At 64.4% G+C, this 22,451-nt stretch carries 20 protein-coding genes, 2 tRNA genes and 1 other RNA gene; 12 read left to right on the top strand and 11 right to left on the bottom strand.

Going from position 1 to position 22,451, the window contains the following annotated elements; genetic code table 11:
• Positions 1-1,845: 1,845 nt before the first annotated feature.
• From secF to queA, 6 genes are all read right to left on the bottom strand, one after another.
• Positions 1,846-2,814, bottom strand: coding sequence for a protein translocase subunit SecF (gene secF, locus GGR62_RS13895; RefSeq protein WP_184408448.1), 969 nt, complete (start codon positions 2,812-2,814; stop codon positions 1,846-1,848).
• A 114-nt stretch (positions 2,815-2,928) separates the two neighbouring features.
• Positions 2,929-4,773: a protein translocase subunit SecD gene (gene secD / locus GGR62_RS13890; protein ID WP_184408447.1), complete on the bottom strand. Its 1,845-nt coding sequence runs from the start codon at positions 4,771-4,773 to the stop codon at positions 2,929-2,931.
• Between the two features lie 192 nt (positions 4,774-4,965).
• Positions 4,966-5,037, bottom strand: a non-coding RNA gene (locus GGR62_RS13885) — sX9 sRNA.
• Positions 5,038-5,094: 57 nt separating this feature from the next.
• Entirely contained in the window at positions 5,095-5,448 is a 354-nt protein-coding gene (gene yajC / locus GGR62_RS13880) for a preprotein translocase subunit YajC (protein WP_184408446.1), read from the bottom strand.
• 132 nt (positions 5,449-5,580) lie between these two features.
• Complete coding sequence (gene tgt / locus GGR62_RS13875) at positions 5,581-6,726, bottom strand: tRNA guanosine(34) transglycosylase Tgt (protein WP_184408445.1); 1,146 nt, start codon at positions 6,724-6,726, stop codon at positions 5,581-5,583.
• Positions 6,727-6,807: 81 nt separating this feature from the next.
• Positions 6,808-7,878 carry a tRNA preQ1(34) S-adenosylmethionine ribosyltransferase-isomerase QueA gene (queA, locus tag GGR62_RS13870; RefSeq protein WP_184408444.1) on the bottom strand — a complete coding sequence of 357 codons (1,071 nt, stop codon included), beginning with the start codon at positions 7,876-7,878 and terminating at the stop codon, positions 6,808-6,810.
• Between the two features lie 925 nt (positions 7,879-8,803).
• Here queA and fdxA point away from each other — a divergent pair.
• A complete protein-coding gene (gene fdxA, locus GGR62_RS13865; protein ID WP_005994928.1) occupies positions 8,804-9,127 on the top strand; it encodes a ferredoxin FdxA in 324 nt (107 codons plus the stop codon).
• 109 nt (positions 9,128-9,236) lie between these two features.
• Here fdxA and GGR62_RS13860 read toward each other — a convergent pair whose 3' ends face one another.
• Positions 9,237-9,755, bottom strand: a complete 519-nt coding sequence (locus tag GGR62_RS13860) for a hypothetical protein (protein ID WP_184408443.1) — start codon at positions 9,753-9,755, stop codon at positions 9,237-9,239.
• Positions 9,756-9,771: 16 nt separating this feature from the next.
• Complete coding sequence (gene dapA, locus GGR62_RS13855; RefSeq protein WP_184408442.1) at positions 9,772-10,680, bottom strand: 4-hydroxy-tetrahydrodipicolinate synthase; 909 nt, start codon at positions 10,678-10,680, stop codon at positions 9,772-9,774.
• A gap of 92 nt (positions 10,681-10,772) precedes the next feature.
• Between dapA and GGR62_RS13850 the strand changes: the two genes are divergently transcribed.
• From GGR62_RS13850 to GGR62_RS13805, 10 genes are all read left to right on the top strand, one after another.
• Positions 10,773-11,399: a glycine cleavage system protein R gene (locus GGR62_RS13850; RefSeq protein ID WP_002813792.1), complete on the top strand. Its 627-nt coding sequence runs from the start codon at positions 10,773-10,775 to the stop codon at positions 11,397-11,399.
• A gap of 13 nt (positions 11,400-11,412) precedes the next feature.
• Positions 11,413-11,763, top strand: a complete 351-nt coding sequence (locus tag GGR62_RS13845) for a ribonuclease E inhibitor RraB (protein ID WP_184408441.1) — start codon at positions 11,413-11,415, stop codon at positions 11,761-11,763.
• 37 nt (positions 11,764-11,800) lie between these two features.
• A complete protein-coding gene (locus GGR62_RS13840; RefSeq protein WP_184408440.1) occupies positions 11,801-12,283 on the top strand; it encodes a peroxiredoxin in 483 nt (160 codons plus the stop codon).
• Between the two features lie 82 nt (positions 12,284-12,365).
• Positions 12,366-13,763 carry a PhoH family protein gene (locus GGR62_RS13835; protein ID WP_184408439.1) on the top strand — a complete coding sequence of 466 codons (1,398 nt, stop codon included), beginning with the start codon at positions 12,366-12,368 and terminating at the stop codon, positions 13,761-13,763.
• Positions 13,763-14,245, top strand: a complete 483-nt coding sequence (locus GGR62_RS13830; RefSeq protein WP_184408438.1) for a hypothetical protein — start codon at positions 13,763-13,765, stop codon at positions 14,243-14,245. The genes GGR62_RS13835 and GGR62_RS13830 overlap by 1 nt, the downstream gene beginning before the upstream one ends.
• A gap of 6 nt (positions 14,246-14,251) precedes the next feature.
• Entirely contained in the window at positions 14,252-14,923 is a 672-nt protein-coding gene (locus GGR62_RS13825) for a YoaK family protein (RefSeq protein WP_184408437.1), read from the top strand.
• 37 nt (positions 14,924-14,960) lie between these two features.
• Complete coding sequence (gene thiD, locus GGR62_RS13820) at positions 14,961-15,770, top strand: bifunctional hydroxymethylpyrimidine kinase/phosphomethylpyrimidine kinase (protein WP_184408436.1); 810 nt, start codon at positions 14,961-14,963, stop codon at positions 15,768-15,770.
• Positions 15,767-16,639, top strand: coding sequence for an alpha/beta fold hydrolase (locus GGR62_RS13815; protein ID WP_184408435.1), 873 nt, complete (start codon positions 15,767-15,769; stop codon positions 16,637-16,639). The genes thiD and GGR62_RS13815 overlap by 4 nt, the downstream gene beginning before the upstream one ends.
• Before the next feature lie 49 nt (positions 16,640-16,688).
• A tRNA-Arg gene (locus GGR62_RS13810) sits at positions 16,689-16,765 on the top strand.
• 97 nt (positions 16,766-16,862) lie between these two features.
• Positions 16,863-16,939: transfer RNA gene (locus tag GGR62_RS13805), tRNA-Arg, on the top strand.
• 153 nt (positions 16,940-17,092) lie between these two features.
• Here GGR62_RS13805 and GGR62_RS13800 read toward each other — a convergent pair.
• Together GGR62_RS13800 and GGR62_RS13795 are read right to left on the bottom strand one after the other, a co-directional pair.
• A complete protein-coding gene (locus GGR62_RS13800) occupies positions 17,093-18,085 on the bottom strand; it encodes a DedA family protein/thiosulfate sulfurtransferase GlpE (protein WP_184408434.1) in 993 nt (330 codons plus the stop codon).
• A gap of 44 nt (positions 18,086-18,129) precedes the next feature.
• On the bottom strand, positions 18,130-19,074 hold the full coding sequence (locus GGR62_RS13795) for a LysR substrate-binding domain-containing protein (protein ID WP_184408433.1): 945 nt from the start codon (positions 19,072-19,074) through the stop codon (positions 18,130-18,132).
• Positions 19,075-19,209: 135 nt separating this feature from the next.
• Between GGR62_RS13795 and GGR62_RS13790 the strand changes: the two genes are divergently transcribed.
• On the top strand, positions 19,210-19,911 hold the full coding sequence (locus GGR62_RS13790; RefSeq protein WP_184408432.1) for a pirin family protein: 702 nt from the start codon (positions 19,210-19,212) through the stop codon (positions 19,909-19,911).
• Between the two features lie 355 nt (positions 19,912-20,266).
• Here the strand turns inward: GGR62_RS13790 and GGR62_RS13785 are convergent, their stop codons facing one another.
• Positions 20,267-22,240, bottom strand: coding sequence for a PAS domain S-box protein (locus GGR62_RS13785; protein WP_184408463.1), 1,974 nt, complete (start codon positions 22,238-22,240; stop codon positions 20,267-20,269).
• Positions 22,241-22,451: the final 211 nt, after the last annotated feature.

The following is a 22,451-nucleotide window of genomic DNA, read 5'->3' as shown; positions in this document are numbered from 1 at the left end:
TTGAAGCGCGCCACGCAGGGTGGCCGAAGCTGTTGCAGCGCAAGCCAACTCACAGAAGAAAGCACGCACCGAGGCCAGTAGCGTTGCAGCAATCCCAGCCCAACACGCCAGAGCTTTTTGAGCGCCTAACGCTTGAATTAAGCCGAGTTGCGAAGCAACTTCGGCTTGAATGAGTTGTTAGGCAGTGAGTGGCCGCGAAGGTTGGATGGTGCAACCATGCTCCCCAGCACTGCCGCCTGGACCGAGTGTGCCACAGCTTACGGGATGGAGCTTGCCCAGCGATGCAGCGGCGCGTGATCCCACCGAAGCCCACTGCACCGAGCGCAGCGCGGGAACGACGTACCAAGGCGAAGCACCGAACTTGCCGCAACCAGCAACGGTGATGACTGCTGTCCGGAGCCAACCGCATGCACGCCTGCGAACCCACCGAAGCGGCAACCACCAACGCATTTGCTCCACCACGGCCTAACGCTTGAATTAAGCCGAGTTGCGAAGCAACTTCGGCTTGAATGAGTTGTTAGGCAGTGAGTGGCCGCGAAGGTTGGATGGTGCAACCATGCTCCCCAGCACTGCCGCCTGGACCGAGTTTGCCACAGCTTGCGGGATGGAGCTTGCCCAGCAATGCAGAGGCGCGTGATGCCACCGAAGCCAACTGCACCGAACGCAGCGCGGGAGCGACGTGCCAAGGCGAAGCACCGAACTTACCGCAACCAGCAACGGTGATGACTGCTGTCCGGAGCCAACCGCATGCATGCCTGCGAACCCACCGAAGCGGCAACCACCAACGCATTTGCTCCACCACGGCCTAACGCCTGAATTAAGCCGGCCCACATCAGGGCGGCGACTGAGTGCAAATATAGCCGAAGGCGTGTACTTAGGCGCCGCCCTGATGTGGGCTCGGCTTGAATGAATTGTTAGACGCACTTGCGGGAAAATTGGAACGCCAAGATTCTTTGACTTTTATTAGCTCCATCGAAGCCGGGGAAAGGTGCTTGACAGGCTGACTAAAGGACATACAGAAGACTCTCCCGTGGACAGCGGTCAGCGTGGCATGAACTGGCCTATCCACGCCTGAGACCGACACCGTGATGCGAACAAGCGGAGCTTCATCCGAGTCCATGGTGAGACTTGGAAACCCTGATGATATTTTAGGTCTGCAATAGAAGTTGATGGCACGGCCATCCACCTCCCGGTACGCCCTGTTGTAGGAAGCAATCTGCTCTTGGGCAACGGGCATAAGGTGCGGAGGTAGCTTGTTGACAAGCTGACGTAATAACCAATCTTCGGCTGGCGCAAGGGAGATATCTCCACGAAATATTCCCTTCAGCCAATCTGTGAACTTGGACATGTGCGTCTAACTACTATTGGACCGCCGAAATGCGGTGTTGCGCGGAGTATCTTCGATCGCTGGCGCTTTGTGAATGGGGGAAATCCTAGCAGCGATCACGGGATTACACGATTTTAAGCGGACTCTACCATTGCGAGGCTTCCAGCCTTATCCAGCAAGGACGCAGGCGTATGAAATACACCCCCAAAAACAATGGCGTAACAGCACGTCCGCCGACGCGGCTGCTCGATCGAGTGCGCGACCGCTTGCGCGTTCGGCACTACAGCCTGCGCACTGAGCAGGCGTGTCTCAGTTGGAGACGGCGCTTCATCCTGGCCAGCGGCTCTCTACCGCAACGTACCGCGTATCGATCGGCATCACGTGTCCGACGAAATCCCTAGTTTTCACAATCTTGCGTAGTGGCGTCACAGTGCACACCATGCAGTCACGACGCCCAACGCCAGAAACGAAAAAACCGCGCAATGCGCGGTTTTTTCGTCACACCTTTTGCCAACCGATCAAGGACGACGCGCTAGCGCCTCCACATCCTTGGCCTTGGGCAGCAAATCCTGTTTGGTCACCGCAAACGGCCCGATGCTCAGCATCGGCACTGCGACGATGATCGAGGAGATCACCACGATCACCGCGCCGATCATGTGCGTCTCGGCCAGGCCTTCCATCGACTCGCCGCCGTAGATGTACAGCGCCAATGCCGACAGGAAGAACATCACTGCGGTGATGATCGTGCGCGACAGCGTCTGGTTGATCGAACGGTTCAACACTTCCAGCGGTTCCACTCGCAGCGCACGGAAGTTTTCGCGCACGCGGTCGAACACCACGATGATGTCGTTGATCGCAAAGCCCATCACCGACAACAGGCCGGCCAACACGGTCAGATCGAACTCGCGACCGGTCAGCGACACAAAGGCCACCGTCACCAGCAGGTCGAACAAGGCCGTCAGGCTGGCCACCACCGCAAACTTCCACTCGAAGCGGAAGGCGATGTAGATCAAAAAGCCCACCAGCATGAACACCGTGGCGTACACGCCGTTCAAGGCCAGGTCCTTGCCGACCTGCGGGCCGACGAACTCGCCGGGCTGCACGGTGGCCGGGTTCTGCTCGGTGCTGACGGCCTTGCGCACTTCTTCGGCAACGGTGCGCGCCGCATCGTCCCGGTTGTTGTGCTGCTCGCGTGCCTGCAGGCGAATCATCACCTCGTTGCCGCCGCGGGCGTTTTGCACCTGTGCGTTGTCGAAGCCGGCCTTGGACAGCTGCTCGCGCACCTGGTCCACGTCCACCGTTTTCTGGAAGCTGGTCTGCACCAGCGTGCCGCCGGTGAATTCCAGCGCGTAATTGAAGCCCTTGCCGACGATGATGCCGACCGAAGCCACTGCCAGGATCAGCATCAGGATCAGCACCGGCTTGCGCGGGCGCATGAAGTCGATCTTGGTGTCGTTGGGAATGAGATGGAGCGGGAACAATTTCATGGAAAAGATCTTCCGTTTAGACGGTGCGCACCCTCGGGATACGCAACGCTTGCGAAGGGATTCATCCCTCGACCCCTACAGCGCGGCTGCACGGGTCGAGGCCGGACTCGCATCTCAAATAGCGACGGTCTTCAGCTTCTTGCGGCTGCCGTAGATCAGCACCGCCAGCGCACGCGACACGGTGATTGCGGTGAACATCGAGGCGAAAATACCGATCATCATGGTCAGCGCGAAGCCCTTCAACGGGCCGGTGCCGAACGCGTACAAGGCCACCGCCACGATCAAACCGGTGAGGTTGGCGTCCAGGATGGTGCCGCCGGCTTTTTCATAACCCGCAGCGATCGCCGATTTGGCAGGCACGCCAAGCCGCAATTCTTCGCGGATACGCTCGTTGATCAGCACGTTGGCGTCCACCGACAGACCCACCGACAGGGCAAGGCCAGCAAAACCCGGCAGCGTCATGGTGGCGCCGAACAGCGACATCACCGCCACCACGATCAGCAGGTTGAACAGCAGCGCCACCGAGGTGATCGCGCCGAACACGCGGTAGTAGATCGTGAAGAACACCAGCGTGAACAGGAACGAGTACACCACCGCAGTGACGCCGCGCTCCACGTTTTCCGCACCCAGGCTCGGGCCGATCACGTATTCCTCGACAAAATCCATCGGCGCAGCCAGCGAGCCGGACTTCAACAGCTTGGCCAGGTTCTCCGCTTCCACCTTCTCCAGGCCGGTGGTCTGGAAGTTCTTGCCGAACACACCGGCAATGCGGGTCGGCGACAATGCTTCTTCCTTGACCCGAACGCTGCGCACTTCCTTGCCATCGACCATGGTCACGGTGGGAATGCGCTCGATGTAGACCACCGACATCAGCTTGCCGACATTGGCGCTGGTGTAGTCGAGCATGCGCTGGCCGGCGACATTGTTGAGCGTCACCGACACCGCCGGCATGCCGTTCTGGTCGTTGCTGACACTGGCACTGACCATCTGATCGCCGGTCACCAGCGCGCGCTTGTTGAGCAACACCGGCGCGCCGGTATCGCGCACGCGGTAGACCTTGGCTTCCGGCGGAATGCTGCCGCTGCGCACTGCGTCTTCGGCATTGCCTTCGACCACCGCGCGGAATTCCAGCGAGGCGGTGGCGCCGATCAGGCGCTTGGCCTCGGCGGTGTCCTGCAAGCCGGGCAATTCGACCACGATGCGGTCTTCGCCCTGGCGCTGGATGGTCGGCTCGGACACGCCCAGCGCGTTGACACGATTGCGCAAGGTGGTGAGGTTCTGCTCGATCGCGCCGCTGGCGATCTGCTTGAGCTCGGCCTCCGGCACCTTCACTGCGATGTTCTGGCCGCTGACGTCGTAGGTCAGCGTCGGCTGGGCCTTGGCCAGCGCAGTACGCGCCGCATCGGCGCTGGCGCCCTCGCCCAGGCTGATCTGGATGCTGTTGTCGCCGCGACGCTCGACCGCCCGATAGGCGATGCGGCCCTCACGCAAGGTGGTGCGGATGTCTTCGGCAAAGCCTTCGATCCGCTTTTCCACTGCGGCCTTCTGATCGACCTGCATGGCGAAGTGCACGCCGCCGACCAGGTCCAGGCCCAGCACCATCGGCTTGCCGCCCAGCTTGGCCAGCCACTCCGGCACCGTGGACGCCAGGTTCAGCGCCACCGTGTAGTTCTCGCCCAGCTGCTGACGCAGCACATCGTTGGCGCGGGTCTGCGCCTGCAACGAGGACAGGCGCACCATCAGGCTGTCGCCTTCCTTGGTGACGGCCTTGGGCGTGATGCCCGCGCTCTTGAGCTCGCCGTCGATACGGCTGCGCAATGCGTCGTCGAGCTGGGCACCGCGGCTGGCGGTGATCTGCACGGACGGGTCTTTCTGGTAGACGTTGGGCAGCGCATACAACGCACTGACCGCCAGCACCAGCAGGATCAGGAAATACTTCCAGCGAGGAAATTCGAGCATTGCGACAGTCCCGCGCGACACCATCCCGGCGCAGCGCTCAGCAGTGGAAACGACTTCAAGCGGCCAACACAACGTCGCGAGCGGTCGTCAGGTAGATGCGGGCGGTGCGCAGACGCGGAATGGGTACCGAATCGTGGCACCGAGTGCGCCTGCCTGATGGCGTGCGCACCCGTGTTTTGCGTTACCCAAGGCGACTAGCAAACATGCGAGCGCTCGTCAGGTGGGTGGACGGCGCGTAGGAACCAAAATGCACGCGTGGTGCATGTCGACTCCGGCACCGGCCGCGCCCGCCTGACGGCAGCGCAGCAGTTTGGTAGCGACTTAGTTGGCGGACTTCAGCGTGCCCTTGGGCAACACGTGGCCGACGGCACTCTTCTGCACGCGGATGCGCACGTTATCGGCCACTTCCACGGTGATGAAGTTGTCGCCGATATCGGTGATCGTGCCGGCCACGCCGCCGGAAGTGATGACTTCATCGCCGCGCGCCAGCTTGTCCAGCAGCGACTTGTGCTCCTTCTGACGCTTCATCTGCGGGCGGATCATCAGGAAATACATGACCGCGATCAGGATGATCGGCAGCGCGAAGGTGGACAGGCTTCCCATCGGGCCGGGCGCCGGTGCGCCGCCAGTGGCCTGCGCCTGCGCGACGGGGATCAGGAAATCGAGCAAATTCATTCAATGCATCCTAGTTTGGAGCCAGCGCGCCCGGCGGGCCCACTCGCTATTCAGGTACCGCCGGAGCGGAACAGCCGGGAATTATGCCATGCGGGTCCCCGCCCGTCCGCGCCGGGGCACGGACGGCAGGGCTTAGCCGGTTTCCCCCGGCAACGGCGGCGTGGTCGCGCCGCGTGCCGCATAGAAGGACCGCCGGAACTCCGCAAAGGTTCCCGCCGCGATCGCCGCACGCAGGTCGGCCATCAGTTTTTCGTAGTACCAGAGGTTGTGAAGGGTGCCCAGCATCGGCGCCAGCATCTCGTTGCAGCGGTCCAGATGGCGCAGGTAGGAGCGTGTATAGCCGCTGCTGCAGGCATGGCAGCCGCAACCCGGCTCGATGGTGTCCAGGTCGCGCTCGTACTTGGCATTGCGGATGCGCACGGTGCCGAATGAGGTGAAGTAGTGGCCGTTGCGCGCGTTGCGGGTAGGCATCACGCAGTCGAACATGTCTACGCCACGCGCCACGCCTTCGACCAAATCCTCGGGCCGGCCCACGCCCATCAGGTAACGCGGACGCTCGGCCGGCAGACGCGGATGCAGGTGTTCGAGCATGGCGTTGCGCTCGTGCTCCGGCTCGCCGACCGCCAGCCCGCCGATCGCATAACCGTCGAAACCGATGGCTTGCAGCCCGTCCAGCGAGCGGCTGCGCAGGTCCGGATGGACCCCACCCTGCACGATGCCGAACAGCGCCGCGTCGTTGCCCAGCCCGTCATGCGCCTCGCGCGAGCGTTGCGCCCAGCGCAGGCTCAGCTCCATCGAGCGCTGCGCCACCTCCTCGGTGGCCGGATACGGCGTGCATTCGTCGAAGATCATCACGATGTCCGAATCGAGCACCTTCTGGATCTGCATGCTCTCCTCCGGACCCAGGAAGACCCGCGCGCCGTCGGTGGGCGACGCGAAGGTCACGCCCTGCTCGGTGATCTTGCGGCGATGCGCCAGCGAGAACACCTGGAATCCGCCCGAATCGGTCAGGATCGGCCCGTCCCAGCGCGCAAACCCGTGCAACCCGCCGTGGTCGCCGATCACATCCAGGCCCGGACGCAGATACAGATGGAAGGTGTTGCCCAGGATGATTTCCGCCCCCAGCGCGCGGATCTGCTCGGGCAGGATGCCCTTGACCGAGCCGTAGGTGCCCACCGGCATGAACGCCGGGGTCTCCACGGTGCCGCGCGGAAAGGTCAGGCGACCACGACGCGCATGGCCGTCGGTGGCTTGAAGCTGGAACTGGAGTCGGGACATTGAAAGGCCGGGATTGGGGAATCGGGATTTGGGAATCGGAAGAGCGGTTGGCAGGTGGCTGATCGTTCGGCGGATGCCGCCCTACGATTCCCCATTCCCGATTCCCCAATCCCTGCCCCACAGCAACATCGCATCGCCATACGAAAAGAAGCGATAGCGCTGCGCGATGGCGTGCTGGTACGCCTCGAAGATGCGCTCGCGGCCGGCGAAGGCCGAGACCATCATCAGCAGCGTGCTTTCGGGCAGATGGAAGTTGGTGACCATCGCATCGACACTGCGGATGCGGTAGCCGGGCAGGATGAAGATCCGGGTTTCGCCGGCAAACGGCAGCAGCTCGCCCTCGGGCGCGGCGTCGGTGGTGCGCCAGGCGCTTTCCAGCGAGCGCACCACCGTGGTTCCCACCGCGATGACCCGGCCGCCGCGTGCGCGCGTGCGCCGCACCTGTTCGACCAGCGCGGCGCCGACGTTGAGCCATTCGGTGTGCATCACATGCTGGTCGAGCGCATCCACGCGCACCGGCTGGAAGGTGCCGGCGCCCACATGCAAAGTGACATGGCCCAATTCCACCCCGCGTGCGCGCAACCGCGCCAGCAGCGCCTCGTCGAAATGCAGGCCGGCGGTCGGCGCGGCCACCGCGCCGACTTCGCGCGCGAACACGGTCTGGTAGCGCTCGCGGTCTTCCACTCCCGGCTCGCGGCGGATGTACGGCGGCAGCGGCAGGCGCCCGGCTTCCAGCAGCCAGTGCTCCAGCGGCGTGGGGATATCGAAGCGCAGCAGATAGAACTCGCCGTCGCGGCCCAGCACCTCGGCGTGCCCGCCGGCATCCAGCGCGATCAAACTGCCGGCCTTGGGCGACTTGCTGGCGCCGATCTGGACGCGCGCTTCGCGCTCGCCGAGCAGCCGCTCGATCAGGATCTCCACACGCCCGCCACTGGCTTTCTGCCCGAACAGGCGCGCCGGGATCACCCGGGTATCGTTGAAGACCAGCAGATCGCCCGGCTGCAGCAGTTCGGGCAGGTCGCGCACCTGACGGTCGGCCAGTGCCTGCGGCGATGGCGGCACCACCAGCAGCCGGCTGGCTGCACGCTCGGCCAGCGGCGCCTGGGCGATCAGCTCATCGGGCAGGTCGTAATGGAAATCGGACTTCTTCAAGGCGGCGGCGGTGCAGCGATTGGGGGGCGTTAGTTTAGCGGGACATGCCAGGGACATCCGTCTCCCGCCGGGAGTAAGGTGGCACGCAGCGCCGGACGCGGGCGCGCCGCAGGGATTTTGCCAATGACTGCAACGAAAAACGCGTCGCTACGCGCCGTCAGCAGTGAATCACCGACTGCTTAGCCAGCCCCGCCCTAGCGCCACTGGCACCCAAGCAGTGCCGTATCGCCATGGAGGAAAGCAACTGTGTTGTTTCAGGGGCTCTGGCCGTTGCACAAGCCGGGCAACTATCTTGATCGCCCAATGGCGATCGCTGCGGTGAAGCGCCCCTCTCCGACCTGCGCCATGGAGCCCCTCTCTCCGACCTGCGCAATGAAGCCCCTCTCCCGCCTGCGGGAGAGGGGTTGGGGGTGAGGGTAAGCCAGCAGACAGCCACCTCAATCGCCGCCCCCCATCCGCCCTTCGGGCACCTTCCCCCGCACGCGGGAGAAGGAAGACGATGGAGTTCCTCTCCCACTTGCGCCATGGCTCCCCTCTCTCCGACCTGCGCAATGAAGCCCCTCTCCCGCCTGCGGGAGAGGGGTTGGGGGTGAGGGTAAGTCAGCAGACAGCCACCTCGATCGCCCCCCATCCGCCCTTCGGGCACCTTCCCCCGCACGCGGGAGGAAGGAAGACGATGGAGTTCCTCTCCCAACTTACGCCATTGCGCCCCCTCTCCGACCTGCGCCATGGAGCCCACCTCTCTCACCTGCACGATGAAGCCCCTCTCCCGCCTGCGGGAGAGGGGTTGGGGTGAGGGCAGCACGCTGGGATGAGGACACCAAGGAAGACAGACAACCCAACGCATCAGCCCATCATTCCCCACCACCTCCACACCCGGCACCCGACTGCTTTAGAATTGAGCGGCTAAACGCCGGATTCCGCCATGCCTTTTGTTGTCACCGAAAACTGCATCAAGTGCAAATACACCGACTGCGTCGAGGTCTGCCCGGTGGATTGCTTCCACGTGGGCCCGAATTTCCTGGTCATCGACCCGGACGAGTGCATCGACTGCACCCTGTGCGAGCCGGAATGCCCTGCCAACGCGATCTACCCGGAAGATGACGTTCCGGCAGGCCAGGAAGGCTTTGTGGCGCTCAATGCCGAGCTCGCCAAGGCCTGGCCGGTGTTGACCGTGCGCCAGGAGCCATTGCCCGATGCCGCCGACTGGGATGGCAAGCCGAACAAGTTGCCGCTGCTGCAGCGCTGAGGCGTCAGAGCCGCGCCCCACGTCGCCGCAGCGCGCCAACCGTACCGCGTGGAAATGCAAAACGGGCGCCCAAAGCGCCCGTTTTGCTGTCCGCAACGCGTGAGCGGCCTCAGCCGCCCAGCTTGCCCTTCAATGCAGTGATCACCGCCACCGGCGCTGCAGCGGTAGCCGGCATGCCGCGCGGATCCACCGCCGACACATAGCTGCCCGCCTCGACCTTCACTACGCGCACCAGGAAGCTGGAGCCTTCGTAGCTCACGTCGTAGGAACCGAGCATCTGCGCCTTGCTGGCAATGGTCAGGCCCGGGATATCGGCGAGCGCCGCGCCGACCTTGGCAAACACCTCGTCGCGCTCGCCCGGCACCGTGAAGCCACTGTTGGCACTGGCAGACGGCGGCGCCGAAGTGTTGTGCTGGGTGGTCGATGCCAGCGTCGGCACCTTCATCGCACCGGAGGTGTCCGGCAGGTTCATATCCGGCGGGACTTCCAGTGGGCGGGCTTCCGGGGCGAGCGCATAGTCACCGCGTGCGCCCTTGTTGAACCAGCTGCAACCACTCGTGGCAGCGACGGTGGCGGTCGCCAGCAACGCGAGCGAGAGCACGCGGACGGGGGAAACGGAATGACGCATCGATAGATCTCCTGGGTCAGGCCGCGAGCATTTCGCGGCTGGAAAGCGCTTCCAACGCAACAGCGTCGGCGGCAAGGCGGTCGGCGGCAGGCTGGTGCGCCGCAGAAAGGGGGAGTAACGGCAAACGCAGGCCGTGGCCAATCCCGGCGCGCTGCAGCAGCGCCTTGACCGGGATGGGATTGGATTCGATCCCGCAGAAACTGTGATATTCGCTCAGACGCGCATCCCATGCTGCGGCCGCCTCCCGCTGACCATCCCGGGCCAGATCGCACAGGCGCCGGTACGCCGACGGCAATGCGTTGGACGCCACCGAGATCAGCCCGTCGGCGCCGGACAGCATCGCCTGCGCAGCGGTCCCGTCGTCGCCACTGAGGATCACAAAGGTGTCGCGACGCAGCGCCAGCAGCGCAGCGACACGCTCCGGCTCGTTGCGCGCTTCCTTGATGCCGACGATATTTGGATGGTCCACCAGCGCGGCCACCGTCTCCGGCAACAGGTCGCATCCGGTACGCCCAGGCACGTTGTACAGCACCACCGGCAGCCCGCCGTTGTCGGCAACCGCCAGAAAGTGCGCCTGCAGGCCGGCCTGGGTCGGGCGGACGTACGGTGGCGTCACCACCAGCGCGTACTGCGCACCCAGCGCGGCGGCGCGGCGCGTCTGCGCGATGGTCTTTGCAGTGCCCGACAGGCCGGTGCCGGCCAGCACCGGCACGCGGCCGGCCACCTGCGCCACGGCCGCGCGCAACAAGGTGTCGTACTCGTCGTCGCTCAATGCAGCGGCTTCGCCGGTGGAGCCGGCAACCACGATGCCCTGGACGCCGCCGTGCAGTTGCTGTTCCAGCAACCGCCGCCAGGCATCCAGGTCGAGTGCGCCGTCTGGACCGAATGGGGTCGCCAGCGCGGTGATGATGCCGGAAAGGGACAATATTCTGCTGCTCTTACGTGACAGGAAAGGCCCGCGCGCACGCGGGTTGTGACCGCCTGCATGTTACTTGCGGCGCGAAACCACGGGCAAGTATGCTGGTCACCGCCAGGGCGCCTGCCCGGGCGGCCATTCAGCCTGATGCAATGCCGGAAGCCCCTTTGACCGACTCGACTCCCCGGCCCTCGCCGACCGAAAACCACCTCCTGATCAACGCCTACACGACGCATCCGGAGTCCCCCCTGTTGCCCGTCACCCGCCGCATCGCCGACAGCGGCTGCAATCTCGTGGACGCCCGCCTGGCCACGGTGGGGCGCGATGTCTCGGTCACCGCCCTGGCCACCGGCTCCTGGGATTCGGTCGCCAAGCTCGAAGCGATGCTGACCCGGCTCGAACGCGAGGAAGGCCTGAAGCTGGTCTGGTACCGCACCGGACCCAAGCAGACCCAATCCAACCTGCTGCCCTACATCGTCGAGGTCATCGCCGCCGACAAGCCGGGCATCCTGTTCCAGCTGGCCGATTTCTTCGACCGCCAGGGCATCACCATCGAGAACCTGCAGAGCACACGTTATCGCGCCATGCAAACCGGCGCGGAGATGTTCTCTGCGCAGGTGACGATCGGCGTGCCGGCCAACATGCACATCGCCGCACTGCGCGATGATTTCCTTGAATTCTGCGATCACCTCAATCTCGACGCGATCATGGACCCGATGAAGTTTTAAGGCAGACGTCCCGATGGCCATCGCCCTCTCCGCACTGAAACAGATGTTCGAGCACATCCGCTCCGAGACCGACTGGAATCTCGACGGGCCACTGCGCTGGGAATATTTCTTCGCCGACCCGGCGCAGCAACCGCTGCAACAGCTTTCCGAACAACTGACCCAGGACGGCTACCGGGTCATCGACATCTTCCTCGGCGAACGCGACGAAGACGATGGCGACGACGAAGAGTCGTACTTCCTGCACGTGGACAAACTGGAACATCACACGATCGAGTCGCTGAATCAGCGCAATGCGCAGTTCGACGCACTTGCCAAACGTTTCCATGTGGCTGCTTATGATGGGATGGACGTCGGCCCGGCATGACCGCGCCGCACGCTCCTCCACTTAGGGCTGAGCAACGATGACCGACGCTGTACTGGAATTACCTGCCGCAACCTTCGACCTGCCGCTATCGCTGTCCGGCGGCGCACAGACCACGCTGCGCGACTACGCCGGCAAGTGGGTGGTGCTGTATTTCTACCCGAAGGACAGCACCCCCGGCTGTACCACCGAAGGCCTGGATTTCAACGCGCTGCTGCCGCAGTTCAGCAAGGCCGGCGCAGTGGTGCTGGGCGTATCGCGCGACTCGGTGAAGTCGCACGACACCTTCTGCGCCAAGCAGGGCTTCACCTTCCCGCTGATCAGCGATGGCGACGAGGCCTTGTGCCGCGCCTTCGACGTGATCAAGGAAAAGAACATGTACGGCAAGCAGGTGCTTGGCATCGAGCGCAGCACCTTTTTGCTATCGCCCGAGGGGCATGTCGTGCAGGAATGGCGCAAGGTCAAGGTCGCCGGCCACGCCGACGCCGTACTGACCGCGTTGAAGGCGCACGCCAAACAGTGACACCCCCTCGCATCCCGCGTCCTCCATCACCCTGCCCCGCAGGCGTGATGGCTCGCTCCTGCTCCATCACTTGGAAGACCCAATGACCCGAGGCAAGCGCATCTACGTGCTGGACACCAACGTGCTGATGCACGATCCCACCGCGCTGTTCAAATTCGAGGAACACGATGTATTCCTGCCGATGCAGGTGATCGAAGAACTCGACAACGCCAAGAAGGGCACCTCCGAAGTCAGCCGCAACGCGCGCCAGGTCAGCCGCTTCCTGGACGAATTGCTGGAAAACACCAACGCCGAGCAGATTCAGGCCGGCATCCTGCTCAGCCACCCGCAGGGCATCCAGCTCAAGGGCCAGGCCGCGATCGGCCGGCTGTATTTCCAGATCCATCCGATCGATCCGGGACGCACCTTCGGCGCGATGATTCCGGACAACAAGATCCTGGCCTCGGTGCTGGCGCTGTGCGAGGAAAACCCGGATGTGCCGGTCATTCTGGTGTCCAAGGACATCAACCTGCGCATCAAGGCCTATATCAGCGGCTTGAATGCGGAGGACTACCAGAACGATCGCGCGCTGGACGATTTCAGCCTGCTGTTCACCGGTGCCATCGAGCTGCCGGAAAATTTCTGGGAAAAACACAACGAAGACCTGCGCAGCTGGAACGAGCGCGGCCGCACCCATTACGAAATCGTGCTGGCCGACGACGAAGACTGGTATCCCAATCAATACCTGTATCTGCCGGGCGAGGACGAAGTCGAACTGCGCGTGGCCAGGGTCGGCGGCGGCAAGGCCACGCTGTGCCTGGTGGACGATTTCCGCAGCGGCCAGCACGCGGTGTGGGGCATCGTGGCACGCAACCGCGAGCAGAATTTCGCGCTCAATGCGTTGATGGACCCGGAGATCGACTTCGTCACCCTGCTCGGCACCGCCGGCACCGGCAAGACCCTACTCGCACTCGCCGCCGGCCTGGCGCAAACCATGGATCAGCAGCGCTACCGCGAGATCATCATGACCCGCGCCACCGTCAGCGTCGGCGAAGACATCGGCTTTTTGCCCGGTACAGAAGAAGAAAAGATGACGCCCTGGATGGGCGCGCTGACCGACAACCTGGAAGTGCTCACGCACAATCAGGAAGGCGGCGCCTGGGGGCGTGCAGCGACCAACGATCTGCTCGCCAGCCGCATCAAGATCCGCTCGATGAACTTCATGCGCGGGCGGACTTTCCTGTCGCGTTACCTGATTCTGGACGAGGCGCAAAACCTCACCCCCAAGCAGATGAAAACGCTGATCACCCGTGCCGGCCCCGGCACCAAGATCGTGTGTCTGGGTAACGTCGAACAGATCGACACGCCCTACCTCACCGAAACCACCTCGGGCCTGACCTATGCGGTGGATCGGTTCAAGGCCTGGCCGCACAGCGCGCACATCACGCTGCGTCGCGGCGAGCGTTCGCGGCTGGCCGACTTCGCCTCGGAGGTGTTGTGATGCACCTGCTGCGCGGCGCTGCGGCGCTCGCGGTCATGGCGCTGGCCGGCTGCGCGACCACGCAGCCGCCAGCGAGCGTGCCGACCAACATCAAGACCGGACAGTCGTGGGTGGTCACGCGGCAGAGCGTCGCCGAGGAGGTGCTGGACACCTGCTCGCGCGACAGCCCGGCGCGTCATCCGGGCCAGATCACCGGCTACTGGACGCCGAGCCAGCAACAGATCGAACAGCTCGAATCCAGGCAGGATGCGCTGACCCCGACCATCGCCGAACCACGCGATTTCGACCGGCAATACGTCGGCGTGACGATCCAGGGGCAGCAGTTGATCTACATCAACGCCTTCAAGCTGCCGAACGATCCAGCAGTGAAACCGGCCAGGGAGGCCATCCAGGTCTGCGACGGCGGAAGCGCATTCTGGGGCGCGCTGTACGACCCGCAGACCGGCGGGTTTTCGCAGATCGCCGTCAACGGCAGCCCCTGACCTGCGATGGGAATCCTGCTGCCGCGCTGGATCTGGATAGGCGCGGCGGTATTGTCTGGTGTGGCCGGCATGGTCAACGTGGTTGGCTACCTGAGCTCGGACCATCAGGTGGTCAGTCACCTGACCGGCACCACCAGCCTGCTCGGTGTCGCCCTGGTACAAGGGACAGCGGCCGAGGCCGGCTTTCTGTGGGGCATCCTGATCGCCTTCTGCGCAGGCGCAACGCTGAGTGGCGCGATCATCCAGGACGAGGCGTTGCGACTGGGGCAGCGCTACGGGATCGCACTGCTGATCGAAGCGCTACTGTTGCTGGCAGCCATTCCCCTGTTGAAGCTGCATCATGCCGGCGGCGTGCTGGTCGCCGCAGGTGCCTGCGGCCTGCAGAACGCCATGGCCACCACCCTCAGTGGCGCCGTGGTGCGCACGACCCATCTGAGCGGCATGTTCACCGACCTGGGGATCGGCCTGGGCCACCTGCTGCGCGGCCGACCGCTGCAGATCCGCCGCCTTGCGCTGAGCGGCCTGATCATTTCCGGCTTCCTGGTCGGCAGCATCGTCGGCAGCTTGCTGTTCCAACGCTGGCACTCCGACGCGCTCTACCTGCCTGTCGCCCTCACCGGACTCGGCGGCGCGGGCTACATCGCCGCGTTGCGCTGGCGTCGCTGGCGCAGCCGATGAGCAGCACATCCGCGCTGTGGCGGTGCAGAATCGGCGCATGACCACACCCAGCACCCTGTCCGCCCTGACCATCGCCGGCTCCGATTCCGGCGGTGGCGCCGGCATCCAGGCCGACCTCAAGACTTTCGCCGCGCATCGCGTGCACGGCTTGTCGGCGATCGCTGCCCTGACCGCGCAAAACACCCGCGCCGTCACTGCCGTGCATATCCCGCCGATCGGGTTTTTGCGCGCGCAGGTCGATGCCTGCTTTGTCGATTTCCAGATCCAGGCCGTGAAGCTCGGCATGCTCGCCAATGCCGAGGTCATCCATTGCGTGGCCGATCTGCTGGAAACCCATCGTCCACCGTTCGTGGTGCTCGACCCGGTGATGGTCTCCACCAGTGGCGCTCGCCTGCTCGAAGATGCCGCGCTGGATGCGCTGCGCACCCGCCTGCTCCCGCTGGCCACACTGATCACGCCCAATACGCCAGAAGCCGAACTGCTGACCGGCCGCCGCATCGACACTGCCGACGCCGCCGAACACGCAGCGGCCGCGCTGCTCGAACTCGGCGGCAACGCGGTGCTGCTCAAGGGCGGACACCTGCACGAAGGCGCACGCGTCCTCGATCGCTTCGACGACGGCGTCACCCAGGACGTGTTCATGCACCCGCGCCTGCAGGTGGACGCGCACGGCACCGGCTGCAGCCTGTCGGCGGCGATTGCCGCGCAGTTGTGTCAGGGTCTGTCGTTGCTCAACGCCTGCGAAGCGGCCATCGACTACGTTGCACGCGCCATCCGGCTCGGCCAGTCGCCCGGCCATGGCGACGTGCTGGTGCTCGACCATTTCGGCGCTGCGCCCAGCGTATGAGCCTGCACAGCAGCACGCTCGCCGCCAGCGCAGCGGATGGACATCGCTGGCAGGTGCTCCGCTGCGCGCCAGCGAAGCCGATCGCCACACTCTTGTGGCTGCCAGCGCTCGGGGTGGCGGCGCGCCACTACCAGCCGTTCGCACAGGCACTCGCGTCTGCCGGCATTGCGGTGTATCTGCACGAATGGCGCGGCAACGGCAGCAGCACGCTGCGCCCCTCGCGGCAGCACGACTGGGGCTATCGCGCGCTGCTTGCCGAGGACATTCCGGCCAGCCAGGCCCTGCTCGAGATGCATGACCCGCAGCTGCCGCGCGTGCTGGGCGGACACAGTCTTGGTGGCCAGCTGGCCTGCTGTCACGCCGCACTGCAGCCGGCGCAGGTTGCGCAGCTGTGGCTGGTCGCCAGCGGCTCGCCGTATTGGCGCCATTTCCCGGTACCGATGCGCTATGGCTTGCCGTTCGCCTATCGCGTGCTGCCATGGCTCGCACGCGTGCAAGGCGTCTTGCACGGGCGCGCGCTCGGCTTCGGCGGCACCGAAGCGCGCAGCCTGATCGCCGACTGGGCGCGGGTCGGCCGCAGCAATCGGTATCGCGCGGCCGCAACCACGTGGGATCTGGAACACGCGCTCGGCCAGCTGACGATTCCGATCAGCGCGGTGAGCTTTGCCCACGACCACTTCGGCCCGGTCGGCGCGCTGCATGCGTTGCTGGAAAAGATGCCGCAGGCGCACGCCGAGCGCCGGCAATTGGACGATACGCAGTTGGGCGCGCGCAGCGATCACTTTGCCTGGATGAAAGCGCCTGCTGCCGTGGCTGCCACATTACGGCGCTCCCTGGCGGGTGCGCCGCCGGCCACGCGAACGTCATAAAGGGATTGACGAGTGCGCCGGGCATCCGCATAATTCCGCTCCTGACGACGCGCCCGTAGCTCAGTTGGATAGAGTACCTGGCTACGAACCAGGCGGTCGGGAGTTCGAATCTCTCCGGGCGCACCATCTTCAGAACAACAAGAGACAGCCTTCAACCGCTGTCTTTTTAGTTACAAAGCTCCGATTGCACTGCGTCGGATCTGCAAGTCAAAAAAAAGATCATGCGCCCGTAGCTCAGTTGGATAGAGTACCTGGCTACGAACCAGGCGGTCGGGAGTTCGAATCTCTCCGGGCGCACCAATCTTGAAGAAAACGACCAGCTTGCTGGTCTTTTTTTTGCCTGCCATTTGAGGCGGCACACTCTCGCATCGGCACATCGCAACACGCACCGACGCCACGGTCGCGCACTACGGAAAGCAGCAATCGGTTATCCGATGCGTGCGGCGCTGGCGATCAATCAAGTGCGCCGCCAGGATCGGCGTCGCCGACCACTGCCACCGGCACCAATGCGGTCACCGGATGCCCGGCATCGCGCCAGGCGTCCAGCCCGCCCAGCAACGGACGCACATCGCGATAACCGCGCTCGCGCATCCGGCCGGCCAACCACGCCGCCGACACCTCGCCCGGGCACGCGCAATAAATCACCACGCCACGATCGCGCGGCACGGTGGCCAGAATCTGCGCGAGCTGGCGCTCGTCGGCGAAGACCGCACCAGGGATGGTATAGGGCTGCAGGTTGCGATAGCCCGGCGCTCGGATATCCAGCACGGTGGGACGCCGACTGTCATCGCCATCGAGCAACGGCGCCAGTTCGTCCACCGCGATGCGCGCATGTTCCAGCGAACGCAGCAGGGTCTGCCGCCGCCACCAACGCCAACCGACATAGCACGCCAGCAAGGCCACCAGGACCACGACTGCACCCGATCCGAGGTCGGACAGGAATGCGAGCACGTTCTGCACCTGATGCGCAAACACCGCGCCCAGGCTCAGGCCGACGAGCGCCCATAACGCCGCTCCCAAAGCGTCATAGCGCAGGAACGCCGCCGGGCGCACCTGCATCGCGCCCGCCATCGGCACCGACACCATCGATAACCCCGGCACGAACTTGGCCACTGCCAAGACCCGCACACCCCACCGCGAAAAGAAACGCTCGGTCTTTTTCATGCAGCTATCGCGCGACAGCGACAGCCGACACAGCGACTGCAAGGTGCGATTGCCGAAGCGGCGGCCGGCCAGATACCAGACCAGGTCGCCGAGCAGGCTCGCCAGCACCGACACCGCCAACGCGCTCAGGCCCGCCAGCCACGCGTCGCTGCCGCCCTGCAAGGCATAGCCGGCGCCGACCAACACCAGGGTCGGCAACGCCGGTACCGGCAGCCCAAGCGACAACGCCAGCACGTTGGCGAACACCAGCGCCAATCCGTACTGTTCGATCAAGCCTTGCATGCAACGATCCCGCGCGACGGCAAGCGCGCATTATCCGCTCTTGTTCACGCCTGCGACTGCCCGGCGGCGGCGGAACGATACGTTGCGGCAAGCGACTGCAACCAGCCATCGAACAGCCCCTCGCTGCGCAGTACGCGCCGCCACCAGCCCAGTGCCTCGCCCTCCTCGCCCGGCCGCCACGCCAGATAAAACGTTTCGTCGGGCTTGTGGGTGTCCACCTGTACCTCACGCAGCCGGCCATCCTGCAACGCGCCCCGCGCATAGGCTTCGGGCAGGAACCCATAGCCAACGCCGGCCACCTGCAGCTGCAACTTGGTCAGCATGTCCGGCACGGTGAGCACATCGCGACCCGACAGCAGACCCACCGTGCGCGGCAACAGCCGCCGCGCCGAATCCGCCACCGCGATCGCGCGGTGCGCGGCCAGCTCGGCAGCGCCCAACGTGGCCGCGCCCGCCAGCGGATGCGTGGGCGCCACCGCAAACACGAAGCGCAGCGTGCCGATCGCTTCGGCGACATAGCCACCACCGCTGGGCCCCTCGCCCGCCGCCACGATCAGGTCCACACGCCGATCCAGCAACGCCTCCCAACTGCCCGACAACGACTCGCTCAACACGCGCAGGCGGGTGCTGTCTGCCACGGAGTAGAAGTCCAGAATCTGCGCCTGCAGCAGCGTGACCGGGAAGATCGCATCCAGCCCGATCGCAAAGTCCGATTCCCAGCCCGACGCGACACGCCTGACACGCACCTCCAGTTCCTGCGCAGCCCGCAGCAAATGCCGTCCTTCGCGCAACAATTCGCGGCCGGCCTGGGTCGGGGTTGCCTTGGGGCCGGCCCGCTCGAACAGCTGCACGCCCAGATCGGCCTCCAGCCTGGAGACCGTGTAGGAAATCGTCGACGGCACCTTGAACAACACCTTGGCCGCCGCCGCGAACGAGCCACGACGGTCGATCGCGTCCAGGATCTGCAAGGCTTCCAGGCTGATTTTCATGGTTCGATTTTTTCGATGGTAGCAGCCAAATCTACTCGCTTTTTTTCCATGCCGCTGCCGGGGAGACTACCGATCAAGGCGCTGGGACACCGATTTCACCATCGGCGCCACTCGAATCTTTCAAGGAGATGCAGCATGTTGACTGTCCGCAAGAGCGAAACCCGTGGCCACGCCGAGCATGGCTGGCTGTCCTCGCGCCATACGTTCTCCTTCGCCAGTTATGACGACCCGCGCCATATGGGCATCGGCCCGCTGCGGGTGATCAACGAAGACAAGGTGACCCCCGGCGAAGGCTTCGGCACCCACGCGCATCGCGACATGGAAATCATTTCCTACGTGCTGGGCGGCGCACTGGAGCACAAGGACAGCATGGGCACTGGCTCGGTGCTGCACTACGGGGACGTGCAGCGCATGAGCGCCGGCAGCGGCGTGACCCATAGCGAGTTCAATCACTCGTCCAGCGAGCCGGTGCACTTCCTGCAGATATGGGTGATGCCCGAACGCAACGGCATCGCGCCGAGCTATGAAGAAAAGCACTTCGATGCCGACAGCAAGCGCAATCAGCTGCGCTTGATCGCCTCGCCCGGTGGTGACCACGGTTCGCTACGTCTGCATCAGGACGCGCGCCTGTATGCCTCCCTCCTGGACGGCCAGGCGCGCTTGCAACAGCCGCTGGCCGAAGGCCGCATCGGCTATGTGCACGTGGCGCGCGGCAGCCTGAGCGTGAATGGCCAGGCACTGTCGGCAGGCGATGCGCTACAGATCAGCGATGTGCCGGAGATCGTGCTGGCCGATGCGCGCGATGCGGAAGTGCTGGTGTTCGATCTGCCGCAGTAACCGCGGCGGTCAAAACGACTGCGCTCATCATCAGGTGGGAGCGGCGGGCATTCGGAATCTGCATCTTCCGCGCGCAGATTCCGACACCCCCGCACCGTCCACGCCCACCTGACGACTGCTCACTGTATTCGCGAGTCACTCCAAGCCAAGCACCGTTCTGCCACTCGGGCCTGGAAAGGCGCTTGCGCGCCACGTCAGCGCACTTCATTGCAAAATCGCCGTTTGTTGAAACACACAACGCCCGCGCTTGCGGGCGTTGTCTTGCGCGGAGCATGCATGGCGTTGACGCAGCGAACGCCGTGAGCCTGCGTGCAACGCATCACACCACCTCGCGCAGGCACCACGCGCGACCTGGCTAGGCCGCCTGCGGCTTGTCCAGCAACTCGGCGCGCACATCCGCTGGCGTGGACGCCCCATTCGCATCGCCGTTGACCAAGGCGAACAAGACGTCCGCGTCGGCTTCCAGCACACGCGCCGAGCGCGCCAGGCCATCGACCATCTGCGCCTGATCGCGCGCCTGCATGCCGATCGATTGCAACGCAGTGTTGGCAGTGGAAATATCCTGCGCCTGCTCCTGACTGGCGGCGGCAATCTGCTCCACCGTCGCAGTCACGCGCAGCACCGAACTGACCATGTCCTGCATGACCACCCCGGCCTGCTCGGCCAGGCGCGAGCCATCGCCGACCTGATCGGTTGCATTATCGATCAAGCACCGGATTTCCTTGGCCGACACGCTGCAGCGCTGCGCAAGGCTGCGCACTTCGGTGGCCACCACCGCAAATCCGCGCCCCTGTTCGCCGGCACGCGCCGCTTCCACTGCCGCATTCAAGGCCAGGATATTGGTCTGGAAAGCGATGCCGTCGATGACCTCGATGATCTGGCCGATGCGATCGGTGGCCGAACGAATGCCGGCGGTGGTCTTGACCACTTCGGCAATGACATCGGCGCCGCGCCGCGCCACCGTGGCCGAGTCCTCCGCCATGCGCTGCGCAGAACCGGCGCTTTCGGAGTTGATGCGCACGGTCCGTGCCAGCTGATCGATGGTGGCCGAGGTCTGCGCCACCGCTGTGGACTGCGAGGACACGCGACTGACCAACTCCTGGTTGCTGGCGGAAATCTGGTGCGCTTCGCGTTGCACGTTCTGCGCGATACGCATGGTCTGCCGCATCAAGTCGCGCATGCGCTCGGCCGAACGCACCTGCGCGGTCACATCGGTGGCGTACTTGACCACTTTGTACGGCCGACCGGACACATCCAGGATCGGGTTGTAAGAGGCCTGGATCCACACCGCACTGCCATCCTTCCTCAGGCGGCGATAACGCCCCGCATCGAACTGGCCGCGCGCCAGCTTCGCCCAGAACTGCCGGTAATCCTCGGACGCGCCGTAGACCGCATCCACAAAGACGCGATGGTGCTGACCGATCGCTTCTTCGGCCCGATACCCCAGGATCGTCAGGAAGTTCTCGTTGGCATTGAGGACGTGCCCCTGCAGATCGAACTCGATCACGCCCATCACCTTGTCGATGGCCTGGATACGGCCGTCGGCATCGGCCGAATCGATCACCTGACGGGTCACGTCGGTGGCGTATTTGACCACCTTGTACGGACGCCCGAGCGCGTCGAACACCGGGTTGTAGGACGCCTGGATCCAGACTTCCCTGCCATCCTTGCCGATGCGCTTGTAGCGACCTGCATCGAACGCGCCGCGGCCAAGCTTCTCCCAGAACGCACGATAGGTTGCCGATTGACGCGTGGATGCCTCCACGAACACACCATGATGCTTGCCACGCACCTCATCGAGCCGATAGCCCATGACCTCGAGAAAATTCTGATTGGCATCGAGCACCGTGCCATCCAGCGAAAATTCGATCACTGCCATCACCTTGTCGATGGCCTCGATACGCCCTTCGAAATCGGCGGTCTGGCGCACCTGCGCCGTGATGTCGGTAGCGTACTTCACGACGCGATAAGCCTTGCCGGAACGATCCAGCAACGGGTTGTACGAGGCGTTGATCCACACTTCCCGCCCGTGCTTGTCCAGGCGGCAGAACCGCCCGGCATTGAAATCGCCACGGCGTAGCGCCTGCCAGAACTGTCGATAGCTTTCGCTCTCGCGATCGTCAGGCGTCACGAAGATGCGGTGATGCCGGCCGACGACTTCGTCCAGCCGATACCCCATCAACGACAGGAAGTTTTGGTTCGCATGCAGGATGCGACCGTCCAGATCGAATTCGATCACCGCCATGACCCGGTCCACCGCAGCGGCCTTGTGCCGCAGCCCACGGCTCCAGAAAGAAAAGAGACGTCCAAGCAACGGCGATACGCGCATCACGTCGAAATCCACGATAAGGAGTCATGTGTTTAGCGACCCGCACCCATGTCACTTGACCCATGCGCACCCGGCGCGTTTGGCCTGATTCAGATGGCAAGGCAGCACGCGCATTCCAGCGACGACGCAACTTGATGAGCGCATGCAACATTGCGAACGCGCGACAGGACCAGACGCCATGTTCGTTACCGCTAGACAGAGGCCGGATCGG

This window comes from Xanthomonas sp. 3075 (assembly GCF_014197275.1).
GTDB lineage: Bacteria > Pseudomonadota > Gammaproteobacteria > Xanthomonadales > Xanthomonadaceae > Xanthomonas > Xanthomonas campestris_B.
The sequence above is the reverse complement of the archived record's forward strand: the minus strand, read 5'-3'. Positions and strand labels throughout refer to the sequence as shown.